At 44.8% G+C, this 20248-nt stretch carries 15 protein-coding genes and 3 pseudogenes; 16 read left to right on the top strand and 2 right to left on the bottom strand.

Annotated elements, in window-relative coordinates; genetic code table 11:
- Nucleotides 1–219, top strand: a pseudogene (locus tag D5281_RS08620) (Rpn family recombination-promoting nuclease/putative transposase); the annotation flags it as partial.
- A gap of 93 nt (nt 220–312) precedes the next feature.
- Nucleotides 313–1422, top strand: a complete 1110-nt coding sequence (locus D5281_RS08615; protein ID WP_160559753.1) for a glycosyltransferase — start codon at nt 313–315, stop codon at nt 1420–1422.
- A 12-nt stretch (nt 1423–1434) separates the two neighbouring features.
- Here D5281_RS08615 and D5281_RS08610 read toward each other — a convergent pair whose 3' ends face one another.
- Nucleotides 1435–2445 carry a glycosyltransferase gene (locus D5281_RS08610; RefSeq protein ID WP_160559752.1) on the bottom strand — a complete coding sequence of 337 codons (1011 nt, stop codon included), beginning with the start codon at nt 2443–2445 and terminating at the stop codon, nt 1435–1437.
- A 280-nt stretch (nt 2446–2725) separates the two neighbouring features.
- Between D5281_RS08610 and D5281_RS08605 the strand changes: the two are divergent.
- The 3 genes and pseudogenes from D5281_RS08605 to D5281_RS08595 form a co-directional block, all read left to right on the top strand.
- Nucleotides 2726–2872: pseudogene (locus tag D5281_RS08605) on the top strand (helix-turn-helix domain-containing protein); the annotation flags it as partial.
- A 75-nt stretch (nt 2873–2947) separates the two neighbouring features.
- On the top strand, nt 2948–3178 hold the full coding sequence (locus tag D5281_RS08600) for a GNAT family N-acetyltransferase (RefSeq protein ID WP_277935251.1): 231 nt from the start codon (nt 2948–2950) through the stop codon (nt 3176–3178).
- Nucleotides 3179–3234: 56 nt separating this feature from the next.
- Nucleotides 3235–3717, top strand: a complete 483-nt coding sequence (locus D5281_RS08595; protein ID WP_160559751.1) for a GNAT family N-acetyltransferase — start codon at nt 3235–3237, stop codon at nt 3715–3717.
- Nucleotides 3718–3727: 10 nt separating this feature from the next.
- Here D5281_RS08595 and D5281_RS26525 read toward each other — a convergent pair whose 3' ends face one another.
- Entirely contained in the window at nt 3728–4045 is a 318-nt protein-coding gene (locus D5281_RS26525) for a hypothetical protein (protein ID WP_330584897.1), read from the bottom strand.
- On the opposite strand from D5281_RS26525, the pseudogene mobQ reads away from it, so the two are divergent.
- The 11 genes and pseudogenes from mobQ to fucO all read left to right on the top strand — a co-directional run.
- Nucleotides 3926–4585, top strand: a pseudogene (gene mobQ / locus D5281_RS08590) (MobQ family relaxase); the annotation flags it as partial. The gene D5281_RS26525 and the pseudogene mobQ overlap by 120 nt on opposite strands.
- A 236-nt stretch (nt 4586–4821) precedes the next feature.
- On the top strand, nt 4822–6333 hold the full coding sequence (locus tag D5281_RS08585; RefSeq protein WP_160559750.1) for an ABC transporter substrate-binding protein: 1512 nt from the start codon (nt 4822–4824) through the stop codon (nt 6331–6333).
- 141 nt (nt 6334–6474) lie between these two features.
- Entirely contained in the window at nt 6475–7422 is a 948-nt protein-coding gene (locus tag D5281_RS08580; RefSeq protein WP_160559749.1) for an ABC transporter permease, read from the top strand.
- Between the two features lie 11 nt (nt 7423–7433).
- Complete coding sequence (locus D5281_RS08575) at nt 7434–8321, top strand: carbohydrate ABC transporter permease (protein WP_160559748.1); 888 nt, start codon at nt 7434–7436, stop codon at nt 8319–8321.
- Between the two features lie 411 nt (nt 8322–8732).
- Entirely contained in the window at nt 8733–10235 is a 1503-nt protein-coding gene (locus D5281_RS08570) for a sensor histidine kinase (protein WP_160559747.1), read from the top strand.
- Nucleotide 10236: 1 nt separating this feature from the next.
- Nucleotides 10237–11499, top strand: coding sequence for a response regulator transcription factor (locus D5281_RS08565; protein WP_160559746.1), 1263 nt, complete (start codon nt 10237–10239; stop codon nt 11497–11499).
- A gap of 114 nt (nt 11500–11613) precedes the next feature.
- Nucleotides 11614–14976 carry an alpha-L-rhamnosidase gene (locus D5281_RS08560; protein ID WP_160559745.1) on the top strand — a complete coding sequence of 1121 codons (3363 nt, stop codon included), beginning with the start codon at nt 11614–11616 and terminating at the stop codon, nt 14974–14976.
- A gap of 167 nt (nt 14977–15143) precedes the next feature.
- Entirely contained in the window at nt 15144–16541 is a 1398-nt protein-coding gene (gene rhaB / locus D5281_RS08555) for a rhamnulokinase (protein ID WP_160559744.1), read from the top strand.
- A 52-nt stretch (nt 16542–16593) separates the two neighbouring features.
- Entirely contained in the window at nt 16594–18012 is a 1419-nt protein-coding gene (locus D5281_RS08550) for an arabinose isomerase (protein ID WP_160559743.1), read from the top strand.
- Nucleotides 18013–18084: 72 nt separating this feature from the next.
- The gene (rhaD, locus tag D5281_RS08545; protein ID WP_160559742.1) at nt 18085–18912 is read left to right on the top strand and encodes a rhamnulose-1-phosphate aldolase; all 828 of its coding nucleotides are present in this window, start codon (nt 18085–18087) and stop codon (nt 18910–18912) included.
- Between the two features lie 173 nt (nt 18913–19085).
- Complete coding sequence (fucO, locus tag D5281_RS08540; RefSeq protein WP_160559741.1) at nt 19086–20231, top strand: lactaldehyde reductase; 1146 nt, start codon at nt 19086–19088, stop codon at nt 20229–20231.
- The last annotated feature ends 17 nt before the right edge of the window (nt 20232–20248 follow it).

Genomic DNA, 20248 nt, shown 5'->3' with positions numbered 1-20248 from the left:
ACAACGACTATGTGTGATGTGTTGGATCGTGTGGAGAACAGAGGAATTCAAAAAGGAATCCAAAAAGGAATCCAAAAAGGAATTATGCAAGGAGAGGATACAATTCTTTCTTTGATGAATTACTTATTGAGCAATAATCGAACTGAGGATGCAAAAAAAGCGACAGAGGATAAGGCATATAGAAATAAGCTGCTCACAGAAGTTTTTGGAAACAAATGATAAGTTTAAAAGCCTGGCTCCAAAAGCAGTTGAAACGATATGGAAACCGCGTATTTTAGCAGACTTGAGAGATGAAAAAGGTGGAAAATAGAAATGCTTTCTATAATTATACCGGTTTATAATGTAGAAAAGTATCTGGAACAGTGCCTGGAAAGTATCATTTCTGATTGGACAGATCAGAAACCATTGATAGAGGTTCTGATAATCAATGACGGATCCAGGGATCGGTCGGGAGAGATATCGGATTATTATGCGAAAAAATATTCCTTTATACGGGTAATCCATCAGGCAAATATGGGAGTGGCGGCCGCCAGAAATACAGGTATGGAGGCGGCCAACGGCGAATGGCTGTATTTTGTTGATTCCGATGATTATCTTACCACAGGGGCAATGGATATTTTGCTTCGAAGATGTGCAGAAAGTGCGGATAATGATATTGTTCTTTTTGATGCATGGAAAAATGTAGGAGAGAAAGAATTTGCGTGGGAGCATTTTGGAAAAGAAGCGACATGGGACGATAAACAGAAAATAAGAGCTTTGCAAAAAGGAGTATTGTACTTTCCGGGGTTATCAACGAAGGTTCCGCTGGCCGCACCATGGGATAAGGTATATAAAAGGGAATTTTTGCTCAGAAAAGGAATTCATTTTCAGACGGAGCTGAAAGTTTTGGATGATATGATTTTTAATATGGAGGCTTTTGGGGCTGCGGATAAAATTTCTTATTATAAGGATAAGATTTATCATTACCGTATGGTGCCGGATTCTATTACCAACAGCTATAAGCCGGACAGAGTGGAGCAGGATAGCAAGGTTTGGAAATATTTAGAGGCTTATATGGAGAAGATATTCAGACAGGATAAATGGGAACAGGAGGAAAAGGACGGGTTTATACAAGCCTATTATTGCAGAATAATTAAGTCTTTCAGTATTTGCTGCAGACTGTGTTTTTTTAATCCGCGGAATAAAAATAAATTAAAAAATAAGCTGAAATATGTAAAAGAGGTGTTAAAGACAACGCCTTATAAAGAAGCTTTTCATAAAGTGAGATTAAAAAATGCGGAATGGAAGTTAAAAATAGTGATACTTATGGGAAGGTGTCAATTGTCATGGGGCATCTATTTATTACATTTAGCGGAAAATTCTAATATTTTAGCTTGTGTAGGCTGCGCTCTGCCTTACATAGACAATCCTAAAAAGAAATAATCTACAATGCTTTTATTGCACTGGCTTATCAGTTCCTTGATTTTGGCTTTTTGACAGTTGGAGTATGATATCAGCCAGGGCGCGGGGGCTGCCTAATTCTACAAAAATATGTTTGGAATCAGCTTTAAAAAGTTCATGGTTAGCGGGAGTATCCCCCAAAACCATGGACTTTTTCATTGCTTCATAAATGCAGGCCTTTCCGGGGATTGTACGCCTGGCCTTAGCAATATTGCGGTTAAAGTGCCCGGCAAGGCAAAGGTCTGCCTGGCCAATGTACCTGGCAAGCTGTTCCTGGGAAAGCCAGTCAATGAATTTGACATTTGCTGCATCAGGACAAAACATCAGTTTCGTTTTTTTCTTTATGGGCCCGATGCAATAGAAAAAAATGTTTTGTTCCTTTTTGAGTAAGGTAATTGTTTTAAGAACAATGTCAATACCTTGCAGGGGCAGGATGCTGCCAAAATAAAGAACCATAAATTTATTTTTAAGCTTTGCAGGTTTATCAATGGTAAGCGGATGATAGACGGTAGTATCTGCCTGAAGATAGAGAGGATATAATTTGGTTGGTGGGATGCCAAATTCTTTGGTAAAATATTTTCCATGAGAAATCGTATCGCAGATAACGAGATTGGCCTGATCTAAGGTAATCTGATCAATAGAATGCAGAAAACGTCCGGGTAAACTGCGAGGATGGAACAGTTGACGATCCTGGCAGAAAGTATCAAATAATGAAATAAAGAAATCTGCTATGATATGGGTATGCCTGAATTTATATTTGAATAAAGGCAGTATCAGCTGAGGGGCGAAACCAATAAATACGGTATCAAATGAGGATACGGATGTTGTGATAAGCGAGAAATAAACGCACAGTAGACGAACAAAATAGTATTTGCTTTTAGAGCCAATAACGACATAATGGTCCGCTTCTTTTTTGATGAGGGAAATTTCCTGTACATTTCGAATATAATCCGGATTTTTGGTTGTTATAAATAATACATTTTTTTTGCTTATATGAGATAGCATATTTTTAGTTCCAAAGAGCAAGTGTTTTAATTCCTTATGATTTAGAATGTACTTCTTTTAGTTATAGTATGTTCGATTAGATAAAAAATGTCAACTGTGAATTATTCTAATTTGCCAGGGAATGTAACAGGTCATGGCTAATTAGAGGTAATCAAAAGAGGAAAGGAAAAGCACAATCCAGGCGGAACCGGAGATACCGTCAAGAAATGTTTGTGAGTTAGCAAGAATCTTAATATAATGGGTATAAACACCTATCCGGGGCAGAAAGGCAGGGAGAAAAATGCACATCAGTTACAAACCGCTCTGGCACACGCTGATAGAGCGCAACATGAGGAAAGAGGATTTAAGGCTTGCCGCTGGCCTGACCACAAATATGATAGCCAACATGGGGAAAGAAGGGAAACATATCAGCATGGACACACTTGCCGCCAAATAAAGAAATGTGCGACAAGTATTATGTAGGGTACTACAAGGGGGAAGAATTGATTGCTGTTATGGATTGATGATGGCATATCCTGATGAAAAAACTGCTTTCATAGGCTTTTTTATGATAGCGGCATCTATTCAAAATACTAGAATTGGAAGCAACATTATTGACGATTTGTGCCGCTATCTGGCTGATATCAGGCTTTCGAGAGTATGGCTTGGCTGGGTGAAAGGCAATCCTCAGGCAGAGCATTTTTGGCATAAAAACAACTTTAAGGAGATACGGATTACTATTCTGTGGTTGTAGCTCAGCGAGTTTTATAAATTGGGATTTGCAGAGGAAGATAAAAATGGATCTAGGAAATGAATTATGTATTTAGAAAAATCACAAAAGATGAAATTGATAGATTACATGACTTGTTTCCAGATAATGAACAAATGTGGTTAAAGTATCAAGACATGAGATTGAAAGAATTTGATAGTAAAGAAATTGATGTTTATGTTATTGAACTAGATGGTAGTTTTCTAGGAGAATTATCAATTAACTATATAAGTCATGATCTGCCTTCTGAAACAATACCGAATCAAAGAGTTTACCCTCAGGCTTTTCGATTAGATAAAAAATGTCAAGGATTAGGACTTGGTCAGAAGTTAATTCAATTTACTTTATCTGATTTAGAGCAACAGGGATATACTGAATTTACGATTGGTGTTGAAGATGATAATGAAATAGCAAAACATATTTATTTTAAATTTGGATTTATAGAAGCGATTGATAGAGGTTATGGAGATGCATTTGATCCAAGTGATTATACATTATATATGAGAAGGATTCAGAAAAAATGATTTAGTGATTTCAAGGGTTAGCGGAGATTTTAATGAAAAAAACTTCCGGTTTGTCGAAATGACAAACTATTAAAAAACTAAATAACCCACCGCCCGCCAGCGGCATACTCAAGCAGGAAATCTGAAAAGGTATCCTGCTATTTTTTGCCCGGAACCCGGGAGAAAGGAGGGTGCACACTTGCCATGCCCGCACTGTAAAATCACCATCATTAAGCGGAGCAACAATGAATCCGCTGTTTCTGCCGCCGCCTGCCAGAGCGGTGAGAAGCTGTTCTCTGAATACGACCAAGAGCAGAAATACTATCCTTACAAGAACGAAGTCACCCATAAGGAAATCCTGCTACCGCCCCATGCGCGCCAGAGTTTGCAGACCGCAATACCTTATGGAACTGTGCCGAAGCGCAGGAAAAACAATGGAACTCCCAGCTTGCCCGGAGGTTCGTGCTTGCCATTCTGAGGGAAATCACGCCGGAACAGTATGCCTACCTTATACGTGACTACTGCCGGGAGTTTTTTGTTACCAAAGGCATGATAGCCGACTTTGCCATCCATGACAAAGGGGACGGCAGCCCCCCACGCCCATATCCTGCTCACCATGCGGGCGATGGACGAAAAAGGCAGATGGCACCCCAAGAGCTGTAAAGTGTACGACCTTGACAAGAACGGGGAGCGCATCCGGCTCCCGTCTGGCAGATGGAAAAGCCACAAGGAGAACACCGTGGAATGGAACGACCAGAAATACGCCGAAATCTGGTGGCAGGGATGGGCAGACACGGCAAATCGCTATCTGGAAGCAGGCGGCCGCCCGGAACGGCTTGACCTGCGCTCCTATGCCCGACAGGGGATTGATAAAATCCCCACCGTCCATTTATTGCAAAATCCGTGAGAACATGATTTAGGTGTGAGAGAAAAGTCATAAAAACCAAAATTCAAATCACAAAAGAAACATATCGCGCGGACTGCGCTTGTAAAATGCAAAACATACATCACAAAAAGAACAATTTGAAACACAAAAATTACAGATGGATTTATCTTTTTACAGATAAAATAAATCTTAACAGTTCTAGGGCAGATTTGTAAAAAATAAAAATGGAGGGATTCATTATGAAAATGAAAAAAATGATCGCACTTTTAGGTGCGGCGGCTATGGCAATTTCCCTTGCGGCCTGTGGGGGAAGTGATTCTGCAGGCGGCAGTTCATCGGGAAACGGCAGCGCTTCCGAAAGCAGTTCATCAGAGAGTGGCGGCTCGGAAGGAAGCGGGCAGGTACAGGAGGTAGCGCTTCATCTTCCTACCGTATATGATCTTCCCGATGCAGAGATGGTGGAGACAGAGATCAATAAGATTGCGGAAGAAAAATATGGACTGCATTTTGATATTAATTATATCTCCACAGGCAGCTGGCAGCAACAGTCCAATCTTCTGTTTACAGGCGATGAGGCGGATGTGATTGCAATCTTCGGAACACCTCTTACCACATTCGTGAAAAACGGACAGCTATCTGACCTCACAGACTATTATGCAAATGCATCTGATGAATTCAAGGCGGTATGGTCGGCGGAGGAGATGGAGGGAACCACCATTGACGGAAAGATTTATGCTGTTCCTAACCTTAGGAACTTCGGTAACTACTTTGGACTGAATATTGATGCGGAAGTGGCAGCAGAGCTGGGAATTGAGGACGGACAGCAGCTAAGCATGCAGGATGTCAGCGACTTCCTTTATGCAGCACATGAAAAGTATCCGGAGCGCTATGCACTGGTTCCGCAGGGCGGAACAACTCTGATCGGACAGTGGTCATGGGACGGGCTTGGAGATGAGAGATGGGTAGGTGTTTTAGAGGACTGCGGGCAGGATACGACAGTGAAAAATGTTCTGGACATTGATGATTTTACAGAGTTCTGTACATGGGCTGAGACTTGGTATAATGACGGATTGATCCTGCCGGATATCCTGAGCAATACAACTCCCTGGCAGACAATGATCCTGAACAAGCAGGCGATCTCCGTATTTGATAATTACGGTGTCAATGCAGCTGCCGGATGTATCCGTACCATTGTAGTGGACAAGTGGGTGCAGTCCAATTCTTATCAGGCTCTTTGCTATGGAATCAATCAGAATTCTTCCAACAAAGATGCAGCCTGGAAGGCAATGGAAGTGCTTTATACAGATAAAGAGATCTGTACGCTGTTAGCAGACGGAATTGAAGGAACCCATTATGTGGTAAATGAGGATGGAACTATCTCCTTCCCGGAAGGAAAGAGCGCGGCTGACTGCGGATATGGCATGGCGGAAGGATACTGGATTGTTCCTTATTCAGGAAATACATATCCTCTGGATGTCAACGGCCCTACTTTCTTTGAAGATCTGATTACTTTTAACAAAGAGACACTCAAGACCAAAGCCTTTGGTTTTGCCTTTGATACAACGCCGGTTACGGATCAGTATGCGGCATGCTTAAGCGTAATGGATAAATATTATCAGCCTCTGATGTCCGGCGCAGTAGATGTTGAAAGTACAATTGCCCAGGCAAAGAGCGAGCTGGAGGCAGCCGGAATTGATGAAATCATCGCTGAGAAGCAAAAACAGCTGGACGAGTTTCTCAGTGCGCAGTAAATAGTTAATGACTCCTTCGATGGAAGGATAGATGCGAAAAACAAAATAAAACAAAGCCGCTGCCAGAGCAAAGGTCTGAAGGCATACCACCTGCCAGATATTACCTCAGGCAGCGGTAATTTTTAGGAAAGGAAGATTTCTATGGCAAAGCAAGCAAAAGCGGCGGTGGCAAAAAGGAAAAATATTGCCAGAAATGCGAGAATGACATTGGCCCTGTTTTCCATGATGCTGCCGGGACTGATTTATCTGATTATCAACAATTATATTCCAATGGCAGGGCTGGTTATTGCCTTTAAACGATTTGATTATAGCAAGGGAATCTGGGGCAGTGACTGGGCAGGCCTTAGCAATTTTACATATCTGTTTAAGACCAATGATGCATTTAATATAATAAGAAACACCATCGGATATAATTTTGTGTTCATCATGCTGGGGACGGTTGTGGCAGTGAGCGTTGCTATTATGCTGAATTTCCTCCGGGGAACCATGAACAAAAAAATATATCAGACAGTTATCCTGATACCATACCTGATTTCCATGGTGGTAGTTTCCTATATTGTATTTGGTTTCTTAAGTCAGGAAAACGGTTATCTGAATAAGATCATTGCGTCCATGGGCGGAAAACCTATCAGTTGGTATACCACTTCAAAATACTGGCCGGTGATTTTGACTGTTGTGAATCTGTGGAAGGGCTTTGGGTACAGCAGCATCCTCTATTATGCAACGGTAATCGGTATTGACTCCTCCCTTTACGAGGCGGCTACGGTGGATGGAGCTAACAGATGGAAACAGGTGTGGCATGTAACACTTCCGGGGCTTCGCGGCACTATCATTACCATGACTTTGCTGAATCTGGGCCGTATGTTCTATTCGGACTTCGGTTTGTTCTATCAGGTTCCCATGCGCTCCGGCATGATTTCTTCCGTAACGGATACGATTGACGTGTTTGTTTACAAGGGACTAACACAGTTAAATGACATCGGAAGATCTTCGGCAGCAGGATTTTTGCAGTCTGTTCTTGGCTTTATTCTGGTACTTGCTGCCAATGCTATTGTGCGTAAGAACGATGAAGAAAATGCATTATTCTAGGAGGGGAGAGTATGGTATCAAAAAATAAAACAGGACAGATTGTCTTAAATATTATCTTTATTTTGCTGACCATTGCAGCATTGGCACCGTTCCTATTGCTGGTATCTTCCTCTCTATCCAGTGAAGAAGCTCTGGCACAGTACGGGTACAGTTTCTGGCCGAAGGATTTGTCCTTTGGGGCTTACACTTACCTGTTTAAGAGCAGCATGAAAATTGTGAGAGGGTATGGGATTACAGTTCTGGTAACTTTGATTGGGACATTGGCAAGCGTTTTGATGACCATTATGTTCGCTTATCCCCTGTCCAGAAAAGAGCTGCTTTTCCGGTATGGTTTCTCCTTCTTTGTATTTTTTACCATGCTGTTTAACGGAGGTCTGGTACCTACTTATATGATGTATACGCAGACTTTCCATATTAAGGATACTTTGTGGGCGCTGGTAGTTCCCTCGCTTTTGATGAGCGGATTTTATGTTATTATGATGCGTTCCTTCTTTACTGCCAATATTCCGGACGCATTGGTAGAGGCTGCCAGAATTGACGGTGCGGGAGAATATATGATTCTGTGGAAGATAGTGCTTCCTCTTTCCAAACCCATGTTAGCTACCCTCTCCCTGATGGCTGGTCTGGGCTACTGGAATGACTGGATGAATAGTATGTACTATGTGACGGATGAAAAGCTGTACAGTATTCAGGCAATCCTAAATACCATTATTACAAATATTCAGTTCCTAACCAGCGGGCAGAGCTCAGTTGCTTCGGCAGCGGATGTGGCAAAGCTCCCCAGCGTAAGCGCCCGCATGGCAATTGCGGTAATCGGTATTTTGCCGGTGCTGTGTATTTATCCCTTCTTCCAGAAATACTTTGTGAAAGGAATTGTGATCGGCGGCGTTAAAGGATAATGAAAGAAGTTTTTACACTGGATTCCATTGGCTCAAAGCATGCTGTTGGGTGCCTTCCGTAAAATAATAAATAAGCCGGCATATGGGATAAGAGCCTGTATGTCGGCGTTGTGAATTGGGTGGAATCATGCTATATTGAAGGTATTAGAGGTTAACAAATTTGTGCCGGATAAAAGTGTGGGGAAACAGAAAGGGGCAAATATCTGAACTGTTAAAACAGGGGATTTGTTTATGAAAAGGAGACTCATTCAATTAAACAAAACAATCGTCATTATGTTTATGATTGGCTATATGGCTATCCTGTTTTTGCTGCTTTTGATGGATTGGTATCTGATTAGGAACTATTAGGCAAATGGAAGAAGGGAAGAAAAGGAGGCGCTGCAGGAGTATATTGACAGAACGGCGGAAGCCATGAAGGATATTGACCATGAGATGTATGAGGTTTATAACAACAATCCCAATTTCCAGGTATTGCAGAAGGAAACGGATGAAGTGACCGCCTTTGGAAATGCCTACGATTTGCGTGAGACTCTGCGTTACCGTTCGTTTGTAGAGGAGGATATGGACGGGTTTTTTATTTATTACAATAACTGTGAGACAAGCTGGTATTATACAAAGAGCAGTAAGATCAGGGAGGGGAACGGGATTCCTCTAAACGGCGCTATCCGGGGAAATCTGCAGGACGGAGAGCAGATCAGGCACTGGGTAACCATTGCACTGGAAAATCAGCTTTATCAGGTGATCATTTATAAAAAGGGACGTGCCGCCGTAGCTGGCGTTTACAGCATGGAAAACGCGGATACGCTTGCAAACGGACAAACCAAGGTGCTGCTCATGGAAAAGGGGATTGTTTATGGTGACCAGGAGCTGGCCAGGGAGCTTGGGCTGGTAAAGCTGGCTGAGGAAAAAGGGGATTCTTTTCAAACTACGATGCGCAATTATCAGATATGCGGGATGCGGGTGCCCAGCACGGAACTGTGGGTATATACGCTTTATCCCAGAACAATCTGGAGCATGGTGAATATGCAGCAGATATTACTGCTCTTGATAACGGCATTTTCTGTGATGGGAATGATTGCTATGTATGGATTTATGAAAAAGGAGATTGTGCGTCCTATCCACCAGCTGACAGGGACCATGGACACCATCAAAAATCATGAAAGCAGGGAGATACCGCCCCTAAAGACCCACTTCCTTGAACTGCAGGAGATGAACCAGACCCTTGAGGAAATGGTTCGGGAGTTAGAAGAACAAAAGCTATTGGTGTATGAGGAAATTATAGAGAAGCAAAAGGCTCAGATGCAATATCTGCAGCTGCAATTAAAGCCTCACTTTTATTTAAACGGTCTGAAAACAATCAATGCATTGGCAATCGGCAATCAGGTCGATAAGATCCAGGAGCTTATACTGGCACTCTCGAAGCATCTGCGTTACCTGCTTCAGACAGAACGGGAAGTAGTGACTTTAGAGCAGGAGCTTGATTTTGTAAAAAATTATGTGGAACTGCAAAATCATATGACCGGGCGTCCGGTGCAGATTCAGATCAGGGCGGATGAAAATACCATGGGATGGATGGTGCCCACATTGATTGTCCATACTTTTGTTGAGAACAGTGTGAAGTATGCGCAACTGAAAGGAGGAGGTATACCGCTTAAAATCGAAGTGAGGGCAGAATGTCTGGAGACAGAGATAGGGAAATATCTGGATCTTATTGTCCGCGATAACGGACAGGGGTATTCTGAGGATATTCTGGAAGAAATCAACGGAGATTCCAAAGTGGGTATACGGAGTGTGGGAATCAATAATATTAAACGCCGCTGTCAGTTCCTTTACGGAGAGGGGATGGAATACCATTTTGAGACAGAACAGGGAGCAGTCAGTGAGATAATTGTGCCAGGCAGCTTGGGAGATTGAAATGAACGTATTGCTTGTAGATGATCAGAAAGCAGTAGTAGAGAGCCTGAAAAAAGGAATTTACTGGGAAAGGCTGAAGGTTTCCCAGGTATTGACGGCCTGTAGTGCGAAAGAGGCAAAACTGATTTTGAGAAATTTTCCTGTGGATATTCTGGTGACGGATATTGAGATGCCGGAAGAAGACGGCTTGCCCTTGGGACGTTGGGCAAAGATAGAATTTCCGCTGCTTGAGTGTATTTTCCTTACTTCTCATGCGGAATTTGAGTATGCCAAGGAAGCGATTCGAATGGGAGGCTTTGATTATATTCTGCAGCCGGCGAGATATGAGGATGTAGAGCATTCGATTGCTAAAGCCATTGCCAGGGTAGAAGAACACTTGAAAATGGAAAATGTTATGAGAAACCAAAAGATGGTAATGAAGCAAAGAAACGCTCTGCTGGAAATGGCTTTTTTGAAATTGATTCAGGAGAAATATGAGGAAGCGGACCAGATGGTAGTCAGCGCCCGGCAGATGCTGGAGGCGGAATACAGGGATGCATTTTTCCTCCCACTGTTAATCCAACTGGAGAGATGGAACAGGATTACCAATGTATGGGAAAAGAAGCTGGTTGAGATGGCGTTATGCAATGTGATAGAAGAAATTTTTGCGCCTCAAAATGGTCAGGCAGGGATTTCAGCCTTGATTGAAAACCGATACTGGATTGTACTGATTATGGAACAGGTAGAGCAGTTAGAAGAACTGATACGGGAAAAGCTGGAATTATTTTTTCATTTTGTCAACACGAATCTGGATTTTAAGATCAGTATTTATCCGGGAGAAATGCAGGAGAAGTTTCATCTTACATATCTAAGACTGTGCAAAGCGGCACAGCAGAACAGAGAACACAAGGCATTTATCTGCTGGGAAACATCGGTGGAAGATGCAGATATGGGAGAAAAGAGAGAGGACCCGATAGAGAGGGCGATTGCCTATGTAAAAAGGAATCTCAGCAAGAACATTTCCAGGACAGAGGTGGCCCGGGAGGTTTATCTGAATGAGGAATACTTTTCCCGCCTGTTTCGCCAGAGAACCGGGGCAACCTTTAAGGACTATGTTCTTATGGAAAAAATGGAGGAGGCTAAAAAGCTCCTGAGGCAATCAAAATTTTCTGTGGGGATCATTGCCTCGAAGGTGGGATATGATAATTTTTCCCATTTTTCTAAAATGTTTAAGAAGATAACGGATCAGACGCCTCAGGAGTATAGAAAGGAACATCAGAAGTAAATTTCTGAAAATTTTTACACAACAAATTTGAGCTTTCGCATAGTGTACTTCGTACACACAGCATGGTTTGCATGCGCGCAATTTGCGAGTTGCTGGCAAGAATGGGGGATGAATATGAGAATCAGCAGAATTTTTGTGGAATACCAGAAGGAGCCTATAGGGCTTGACGAGAAAAAGCCGCGTTTTTCATGGCAGATAGAGGCAAAGGAAAAGAATACGGTGCAGACCGCCTGCAGGATCCGTGTGCGCACGAAAGAGGAAGAAGTGTGGGATTCGGGCAGGCTTGAGACGGATAATTCCCAGGGAATTGCATATGGGGATACGGGGCTTTCAAAAAGCGCAGAGCTTCTACCGTGCAGAGAATACATGGTGAGGGTGACCGTGTGGGATAATCACGGAAATAAGGCGGAGGAGACCACAGGTTTTGAAACAGGATTTATGAATCCGTCTATTGATGCATGGGAGGGCGCAAAGTGGATTGGGGCGCCCCGCTATACGGTATGCGCTGCCAATAGAGGCGTGTTTGTACTGGAAAGTGAGTTTCGTATAGAAGGCGGAAAGGGACGGGCCGGAGTCGTATTTGGGGCAAATGACGCAAGTCTTTTGGAGCGCACCGGAAATGAGCTGGGGCTTCAGGGAGAAAATTATATCCGATATGAGATTAACTTGACAAAAGGAGAGCCGCGCCTGGATATCTATCGGGTGGGTTATGGGCCTGGAGATTTGGCGGATGTGCCGTTTGCATCTGTGCCGATTGTGAATTTCGATGGGGAAGAAAAGCAAAAAATTATTACGGCTGAAAACGCAGAGCAATTCCATAAAATGAGGATTGAGGTAGATGGCAATAATGCCTGGACCTACATAGACGGTATTCTGGTGGATGCAGTCATTGAAAAGCTGCCCTTTGGAGAGAAAAAGAGCGGACGGGGACTGAATCCCCGGGGAACCAATGATGTGCTCACCTATCCTAGATTAAATGAAATCGGATTTTTTGCGGGGCAGGGAGGCAGGGCATATTTCAGATATCTGTCGGTGAGAAACCTGCGGCAGCCTTTTGGGGAATTTATCAGAGAAACGCCTGCGGGAAATCTGTACGGAGAAAAAAGTCTGTTTGCAGGAGCGCTTTCTGCTATCGAGAATTGCTTTGTAGTGGAAAACACCCAGATTACGGCGGATCCTTCCAATACCTCCATACCTATGCTGCGAGCTGCCTTTGATGTGAAGAAAGAAAAAGAGCTGGAAAAAGCACGCCTTTACATTACGGCCCGGGGAATCTATGACTGCCGGATCAATGGGAAAGAGCTGACAGCCTCCCGGCTGAATCCGGGGCTTACTCAATATGATGTGCGCATGGACTATCAGACCTATGATATCACACAGCGGCTGAAAAAGGGGAAAAACGGAATCGGTATAACCATTGCCTCCGGATGGTGGAGTGAAGCATCTACCTTTGTGGTGCGAAATTATAATTATTTTGGCGATAAAGAATCTGTGCTGGCTAAGCTGGTGTTAACCTATGAGGACGGCAGCAGGGAAGTATTGGTCAGTGATACCGAGCGCTGGAAGTATTATGGGGAAGGTCCCTGGCTTTATTCCGGCTTTTTTGCGGGGGAGATTTTTGACGCCAGGCGTTCTTCTGTCTATGAAACCTATTCAGAGGGGGACTTTGACGATAGCACCTGGGGACGGCCTGTGGAAGTGACGCCTGTTCCCATTGATGGTTTTTTCTCTATGCCGCCAGGATTCGGCCGCAGCTGGCCGGCAGTAAATCAGAATCCGGATATTGCGCTTTTGGGCGGCTATCATGGGCCGATCTATATAACGGATGAATTGTGTGCAAAAACAATGGTGGAACCGGATCCGGGGATTTATGTTTATGATTTGCAGCAGGAGATGGCGGGGGTGCCGAGGATTGCGTTCCATGAGGAAAAGGGCACCCGGATAACCATTCGGTTTGCGGAGGTTTTGTATCCGGATTTACCGGAATACAAGTGGAATGTGGGGCGGATTATGCGGGAGAATTATCGGGATGCCTCCAGTGTGGATATTTATATCTGTAAAGGCGAGGAGGGGGAGGTTTATCAGCCCCGTTTTACCTTTCACGGATACCGTTATATTGAGCTACGCGGCCTTAAAAATCCGCCTGCGCCCAAAGAGGTAAAAAGCCTCCAGTATTCATCGGTGACGGAGATGGATGGAAATTTTACCTGCAGCAATGAGCTTTTAAACCGATTTGTCCAAAATGTAAAATGGTCACAGAAATGCAATTTTATCAATATCCCCACAGATTGTCCACAGCGAAATGAACGTATGGGGTGGGCAGGGGACACCCATGTTTTCTGCCACACTGCATTGTTAAACAGTAATTTAAAGCTTTTTTATGAGAGGAATTTAAGAGCCATACAGGATTTGCAGACGCCGGAGGGGAGATATCCGGAGATTGCCCCTATAGGGGGTGGATTTGGCGGAGTTACTTATGAATGCGCCTCCATCTTTATGAATTGGGAGTTATATCGGCAGTATGGAGATTTACGCACGCTTAAGGCTTTTTATCCGGCAATGAAAAAATATATGGACTATATGGCGGAAAAATCAGGAATGCCGGGAAAAGGAGATTTTTCGCTGGTGGGGCCTTTAGGAGACTGGCTGGCGCCGGAGGAGACAGATTTGCAGCTGATGTGGAACGCTTTTTACTTCCGGGAGGCGTTTTTGATGGGAGAGTTTGCCCGGATATTGCAGATAGAGGAGGATGCCCTTTATTTTGAAAAGCTGGCTAAGAGAATGAAAGCGTACTGGAATGAGACATTTGTGGAACCAGGGACAAAAAAGACCAGAGGAGAAGATGGGAAACTCTGTGATACCCAGTGCTCTTATGTGCTTGGGCTGGAATATGGGGTGGTAGCAGACGAGGTAAGAGAAGCGTTTGGAGAGCATCTTGTGCGCAAAACCAGAGAGCTGGAACACACGGTGGGGACAGGCTTTTTCGGAACCGGGCTTTTAAATCAGGCTCTTACAAATCAGGGATACACACAGGATGCATATGAAAATCTTCTGCAGACCCGGTATCCTTCCTGGCTTTACCCGGTGACGCAGGGGGCTACAACTATCTGGGAGAGATGGGATTCCTTTGCAAAGGAGAGAGGATTTGGGGGGCAGAATGCCATGAATTCTTTTAACCATTATTCTCTGGGAAGTGTCCTTTCCTGGATGTATCACGTGATATTAGGGATTCAACAGGATAAAGATGCTCCAAAAGGCCGGCATTTTATTTTGAAACCGGAGACAGGGCCCCTTTCATATGCCAGGGGAGGTGTGAGCAGTCCTTATGGCATCATCCGTGCAGGATGGGAAAAGAAGGGAAAAAAGACGGTATATCGTTTTGAAATTCCTGCTAATACCAGCGCCACCCTGATTCTTCCCGGAGGGCAAAGGGCCAGCTATGGATCAGGGTGTTATGAAGTAATATATGAAGAATGATTGCAAAGCTTCATCGCAGAGCGCCGAACTGTTGCTGGCAGCCTAGAACCCTGGAAATTGATTTCCGTGAAGGTTGTAAGGAAACAGTTGCATTTTTGATAGATTTGTAAGACAATAAGTTATGAGATTGTAAATTATTTTGATAATTCATAAAAAGGGATATGCAGATGGAAAAGTACTATTTAGCAGTTGATATTGGGGCGTCCAGCGGACGGCATATACTTGGAAGGCTTAAGGATGGTAAGCTTTCATTAGAGGAAATCTACCGGTTTCCTAACGGCATGAAGACTGTGGACGGTTCTTTGTGCTGGGACCTGGAAACGTTATTTTTGGAAATCAAAGAGGGCCTAAAGCGCTGCAGGGAGGCAGGCAAAGTTCCATCCTTTATGGGAATCGATACCTGGGCGGTGGATTATGTGCTTCTGGATGATAGAGAACAGGTTTTGGGTAAAACCTATGGTTACAGAGATAACAGGACTGCCGGAATGGACGACAAAGTATATGAAATCATATGCCAGGAAGAACTGTATGGCAGAACGGGTATTCAGAAGCAGATATTTAATACGATTTATCAGTTGATGGCTGCAAAACAAAAGGAGCCGGAGCTGCTTGAGAGGGCGGAGAGCTTGTTACTCATTCCGGACTACTTTCACTTCCTTTTGACCGGGGTGAAGCGGACAGAGTACACCAATGCCACCACAACACAGCTGGTAAGTCCCGCCACGAAGGAGTGGGATTATGAATTGATTGACAGACTGGGATATCCCAAAAAGATTTTTGGCAAAATCAGCAAGCCGGGTACTTATGTAGGGAATTTCAGGGAAGAAATCAGCAGAGAGGTTGGTTTTGACTGTCAAGTAATTCTGCCGGCCACTCATGATACGGGGTCGGCGGTGGCTGCCATACCGACCACAAAGGAGCACACGCTGTATATCAGCTCGGGCACTTGGTCTTTAATGGGAACGGAGCTCTTAGCGGCTGACTGCAGCCTGGAGAGTATGAAGCGGAATCTGACGAACGAGGGCGGCTATGACTACCGTTTCCGGTATCTGAAAAATATCATGGGGCTTTGGATGATTCAGTCTGTGCGAAAGGAATTTAAAGAGGAATATTCTTACGCTGCTATCTGCGAACAGGCATCCGGACAGAAGATTCCTTCCATTGTGGATTGTAATGATAATAGTTTCTTAGCGCCGGTAAATATGATTGATGCGGTAAAAGCGTACTGTGAGAAAACAGGGCAGCAGACGCCGGAAAATGAGTGGGAGATTGCAGCGGTCATCTATAACAGTCTTGGTAAATGCTATGCGGAAACCATTGAACAGATTGAGCAGATGACAGGGCGAAAATATGACAGGATTCATGTGGTGGGCGGCGGTTCTAATGCGGAGTACCTTAACCAGATTACGGCGAAGTATACGGGGCGTGCGGTTTATGCCGGGCCGGGGGAGGCCACAGCAATCGGGAATCTTCTGGTACAAATGCTCTATAACCATGAATTTGCTGATTTGAAGGAAGGGAGAGCCTGTGTAAGGGAATCTTTTGAAATCAAGAAATATTTGTAGAGAGTATGGAAGGACTTGTTTTGAACCGTTAAAAATAAAAGGAGGACTTACAATGTTAGTAAACACGAAAGCAAGAATCGGTGTCTTTTCAATTGCGCTTGGGGCATATCTGCCGCAGTTTCCATCGCTGCTACCGGAATTTGAGGGACAGTATGAAGGGTTTAAGAAGACGATTCCGGATACGGTGGAGATAGTGGACGGCGGCCTTGTCACCACAAAGGAACTGGCCCAGGCGGCCGGAGACAAATTTCGGGCAGCGGACGTTGACCTTGTGATTTTGCAGCTGCTTACATATGCAACTTCTTACAACATGCTTCCTGCGGTCCGGGATTTGGATGTGCCGGTGGTACTTGTGAACATCCAGAAAAAGAAAGCGCCTGACTATGAAAATACGGATACCGCCACATGGTTAGGCGAGCTGTATGCCTGCGGGGCTGTGGGAGAGATGGTTGCCGATTTGGAGCGGGCCGGTAAGCGCCATGCGGTTATCACAGGTGTAGTGGAGGGAGGAGATTCTTATGTACAGGCCGAAATAGAAGCCTGGTGCAGGGCGGCCCAGGTGCGCCGCCGTTTCCGGGACGCGAATCTGGCGCAGATTGGACGTCCATACCCGGGCATGATGGATTTGTACATTGATGAAACCAATCTTTATCACAGGATGTTTCTTTATACCAAGCAGTTTGACTGGGAGAAGATGTGGGCGATTGCGGATGATATTACGGATGAAAAAGCCATTCGGGCAAAAGCCCAGGATATTCTTGACACCTTTGAGATAGAAGGCGGTGGCACGGTTGAGAAGGTCTGGGAGATGGCCAAGTATGTTGTAGCCTTTGAACGTTGGGTGAGAGAAGAACAGATTGCCTTCATTGCATCCCACTATGACGGTTTTGCACAGGGCAAGGCAGGTGTCCTTGACAGTATGCTGATTCCCGCTTTTTCCATGCTGATCAAACAGGGAGTTGCCTGTGCTGTTGAGGGAGACATCAAAGTTGCCATGGCGATGAGCATCTTAAAGACGATTTCCGGCACGGGACAGCTCTCCGAGATGTATTCCATTGACTTTGAGGAGGATATCTGCATTATTGGCCACAGCGGTTCCGGTGACGCTGCTATTTCGGAGAAAAAGCCTACCATGAAAATCGTGCCTGTGTTTCATGGCAAGACGGGAGGCGGCTATCTGACTCAGTTCTATCCTCACCTTGGTCCGGTTACTTATCTGGGCATTACACAGGATAAGGACGGTCATTTCAAATTTGTGGTGGCCGAGGGGATAAATGAGCCCGGCCCGATTTTCACCTTTGGCGATACCAATATGCGGACACGCTTTCGCTGTGGGGCCAGGGAGTTCTGCAATAAGTGGAGTGAGGCAGGCCCCACGCATCATATGGCGGCAGCCACCGGCAGACACATTGACACGATCCTGAAAGTTGCAAAGATTTTTCATGTGCCGGTGGATATCATTACAAGATAGGCTGTGACAGTTCTTTAACCAATGAATTTTGTGATTTATGAATTACTTTTTTGATAGAAAGGACCTAATTTTATGAAAATATCAGATGCAAAGTTTGTGCAGGGTTTTATCCGCATGTGTAATGACGGCTGGGAGCAGGGCTGGCATGAGAGAAACGGCGGCAATCTGTCCTACCGCATTAAGCCGGAGGAAGTCAGAGAAATAAAAGACTGCCTGGTGGCAAAGGATGAGTGGAAACCTATTGGAACAACGGTTCCGTCTCTTGCCGGGGAATATTTTATGGTGACCGGCAGCGGAAAATATTTCCGAAATGTGATACTGGACCCGGAAGACAGCACATGTATCATTGAACTGGACCAAAAAGGCGAGAATTACCGCATACTGTGGGGACTGGTAAACGGCGGCAGACCTACCAGCGAATTACCCAGCCACCTGATGAACCATGAGGTAAAAAAGGCGGCATCCGGCGGAACCCACCGGGTAATTTATCACGCCCACACGACCAATGTAATTGCGCTGACCTTTGTTCTTCCGCTTAAGGATGAGGTGTTTACCAGGGAGTTGTGGGAGATGGCCACCGAGTGCCCGGTTGTATTCCCCTCGGGCATTGGGGTTGTGGACTGGATGGTTCCCGGCGGAAGGGATATTGCTGTGGCAACCAGCGAATTAATGAAGCAGTATGATGTGGGCATCTGGGCACACCATGGGATGTTCTGCTCCGGAGAAGATTTCGACCTGACCTTCGGACTGATGCATACGGTAGAGAAATCTGCGGAGATTCTGGTAAAAATGCTGTCCATGCGCCCTGATAAGCTGCAGACAATTACGCCCCAGAATTTTAGGGATTTAGCGGTAGACTTCCATGTAGAGCTTCCGGAAAAGTTTTTATACGAAAAGTAAAACCGGCCCAACGAAGAATAACCGCTGCAAATTTGAGCTTCTTGCAAACTGCGGCATGTTTAATGTTAAACGAACGTTGCCGCATTTTGCCAGCCGGCTTATTGTAACAACAATCAACGCCCTTGGCGGCCTGACTTTATGTTAATAATAAAACGAAACAAGGAGGAATAAGAATGGTAAATCGTTTTGTACTCAATGGTATTTCCTATCATGGAAAGGGAGCAATTCAGGAGATTCCGGGAATCATTAAAAGCAAAGGGCTCCAAAAGGCATTTGTTGCATCCGACCCGGATTTGGTGAAGTTCAATGTTACGAAGAAAATTACGGATTTGTTGGACGCTGAGGGCATGGCTTATGAGGTGTATTCCGATATTAAGCCTAATCCAACGATTGAAAATGTAAAAGCCGGCGTTGCCGCCTATAAGGCGTCCGGGGCTGATTATATGATTACGGTGGGCGGCGGTTCTTCCATGGACACCGGTAAGGCAATCGGTATTATCATCAACAACCCGGAATTTGAGGATGTCCGTTCTTTAGAGGGCGTGGCTCCTACCAAAAATCCCACAGTATTTACAATTGCGGTTCCCACGACTGCCGGAACAGCCGCAGAAGCCACCATCAATTATGTAATTACGGATGTAGAGAAAAAACGTAAATTTGTCTGTGTAGATACCAATGACATTCCCAATATCGCAGTGATAGACCCGGATATGATGTCTACAATGCCCAAAGGACTCACAGCCGCTACAGGTATGGATGCACTGACTCATGCCATTGAGGGGTATACCACAAAGGCAGCATGGGCATTGGCCGACTGCCTGAATTTAGAGGCAATCCGCCTGATTGCAAAAAACCTGCGGGATGCGGTGGAAAATAAACCCGAAGGCCGCGAGGGTATGGCTCTTGGACAGTATGTGACAGGTATGGCATTTTCCAATGTAGGCCTTGGAATTGCCCACTCCATGGCGCATACCTTGGGAGCGGTTTATGATACGCCCCACGGAGTGGCGTGCGCAATGATGCTACCAATCGTTATGGAATATAATGCTGATTGCAGCGGGGAGAAGTATCGTGAGATTGCAAGGGCTATGAATGTGGCGGATGTGGATAAGATGAGCCAGGAGCAATACCGGGCTGCTGCGATTGAAGCAGTGAAGAAATTATCCGCAGATGTTGGAATCCCGGCAAAGCTTGAGGCTTTGAAGGAGGAGGATTTGGATTTCTTAGCTGAGTCCGCTTACGCGGATGCATGCAGACCGGGAAATCCAAGAGACACAAGCGTGGAGGATTTGAAAGACCTGTTCCGCAAGCTTATGTGATTAAACATGGTTTCTGC

The organism is Parablautia muri, from assembly GCF_009917485.1.
GTDB lineage: Bacteria > Bacillota > Clostridia > Lachnospirales > Lachnospiraceae > Suilimivivens > Suilimivivens muri.
This window is presented reverse-complemented; position numbering and strand designations above follow the sequence as displayed.

Excerpts from the sequence above, each read along its gene's own strand:
- D5281_RS08575 (WP_160559748.1), top strand. The coding sequence starts at position 7,434 with ATGGTATCAAAAAATAAAACAGGACAGATTGTCTTAAATATTATCTTT.
- D5281_RS08595 (WP_160559751.1), top strand. The coding sequence starts at position 3,235 with ATGAATTATGTATTTAGAAAAATCACAAAAGATGAAATTGATAGATTA.
- rhaB (WP_160559744.1), top strand. The coding sequence starts at position 15,144 with ATGGAAAAGTACTATTTAGCAGTTGATATTGGGGCGTCCAGCGGACGG.
- fucO (WP_160559741.1), top strand. The coding sequence starts at position 19,086 with ATGGTAAATCGTTTTGTACTCAATGGTATTTCCTATCATGGAAAGGGA.
- D5281_RS08615 (WP_160559753.1), top strand. The coding sequence starts at position 313 with ATGCTTTCTATAATTATACCGGTTTATAATGTAGAAAAGTATCTGGAA.
- D5281_RS08550 (WP_160559743.1), top strand. The coding sequence starts at position 16,594 with ATGTTAGTAAACACGAAAGCAAGAATCGGTGTCTTTTCAATTGCGCTT.
- D5281_RS08570 (WP_160559747.1), top strand. The coding sequence starts at position 8,733 with ATGAAGGATATTGACCATGAGATGTATGAGGTTTATAACAACAATCCC.
- D5281_RS08610 (WP_160559752.1), bottom strand. The coding sequence starts at position 2,445 with ATGCTATCTCATATAAGCAAAAAAAATGTATTATTTATAACAACCAAA.
- D5281_RS08585 (WP_160559750.1), top strand. The coding sequence starts at position 4,822 with ATGAAAATGAAAAAAATGATCGCACTTTTAGGTGCGGCGGCTATGGCA.
- D5281_RS08565 (WP_160559746.1), top strand. The coding sequence starts at position 10,237 with ATGAACGTATTGCTTGTAGATGATCAGAAAGCAGTAGTAGAGAGCCTG.
- D5281_RS08560 (WP_160559745.1), top strand. The coding sequence starts at position 11,614 with ATGAGAATCAGCAGAATTTTTGTGGAATACCAGAAGGAGCCTATAGGG.
- D5281_RS26525 (WP_330584897.1), bottom strand. The coding sequence starts at position 4,045 with ATGGGTGACTTCGTTCTTGTAAGGATAGTATTTCTGCTCTTGGTCGTA.
- rhaD (WP_160559742.1), top strand. The coding sequence starts at position 18,085 with ATGAAAATATCAGATGCAAAGTTTGTGCAGGGTTTTATCCGCATGTGT.
- D5281_RS08600 (WP_277935251.1), top strand. The coding sequence starts at position 2,948 with ATGATGGCATATCCTGATGAAAAAACTGCTTTCATAGGCTTTTTTATG.
- D5281_RS08580 (WP_160559749.1), top strand. The coding sequence starts at position 6,475 with ATGGCAAAGCAAGCAAAAGCGGCGGTGGCAAAAAGGAAAAATATTGCC.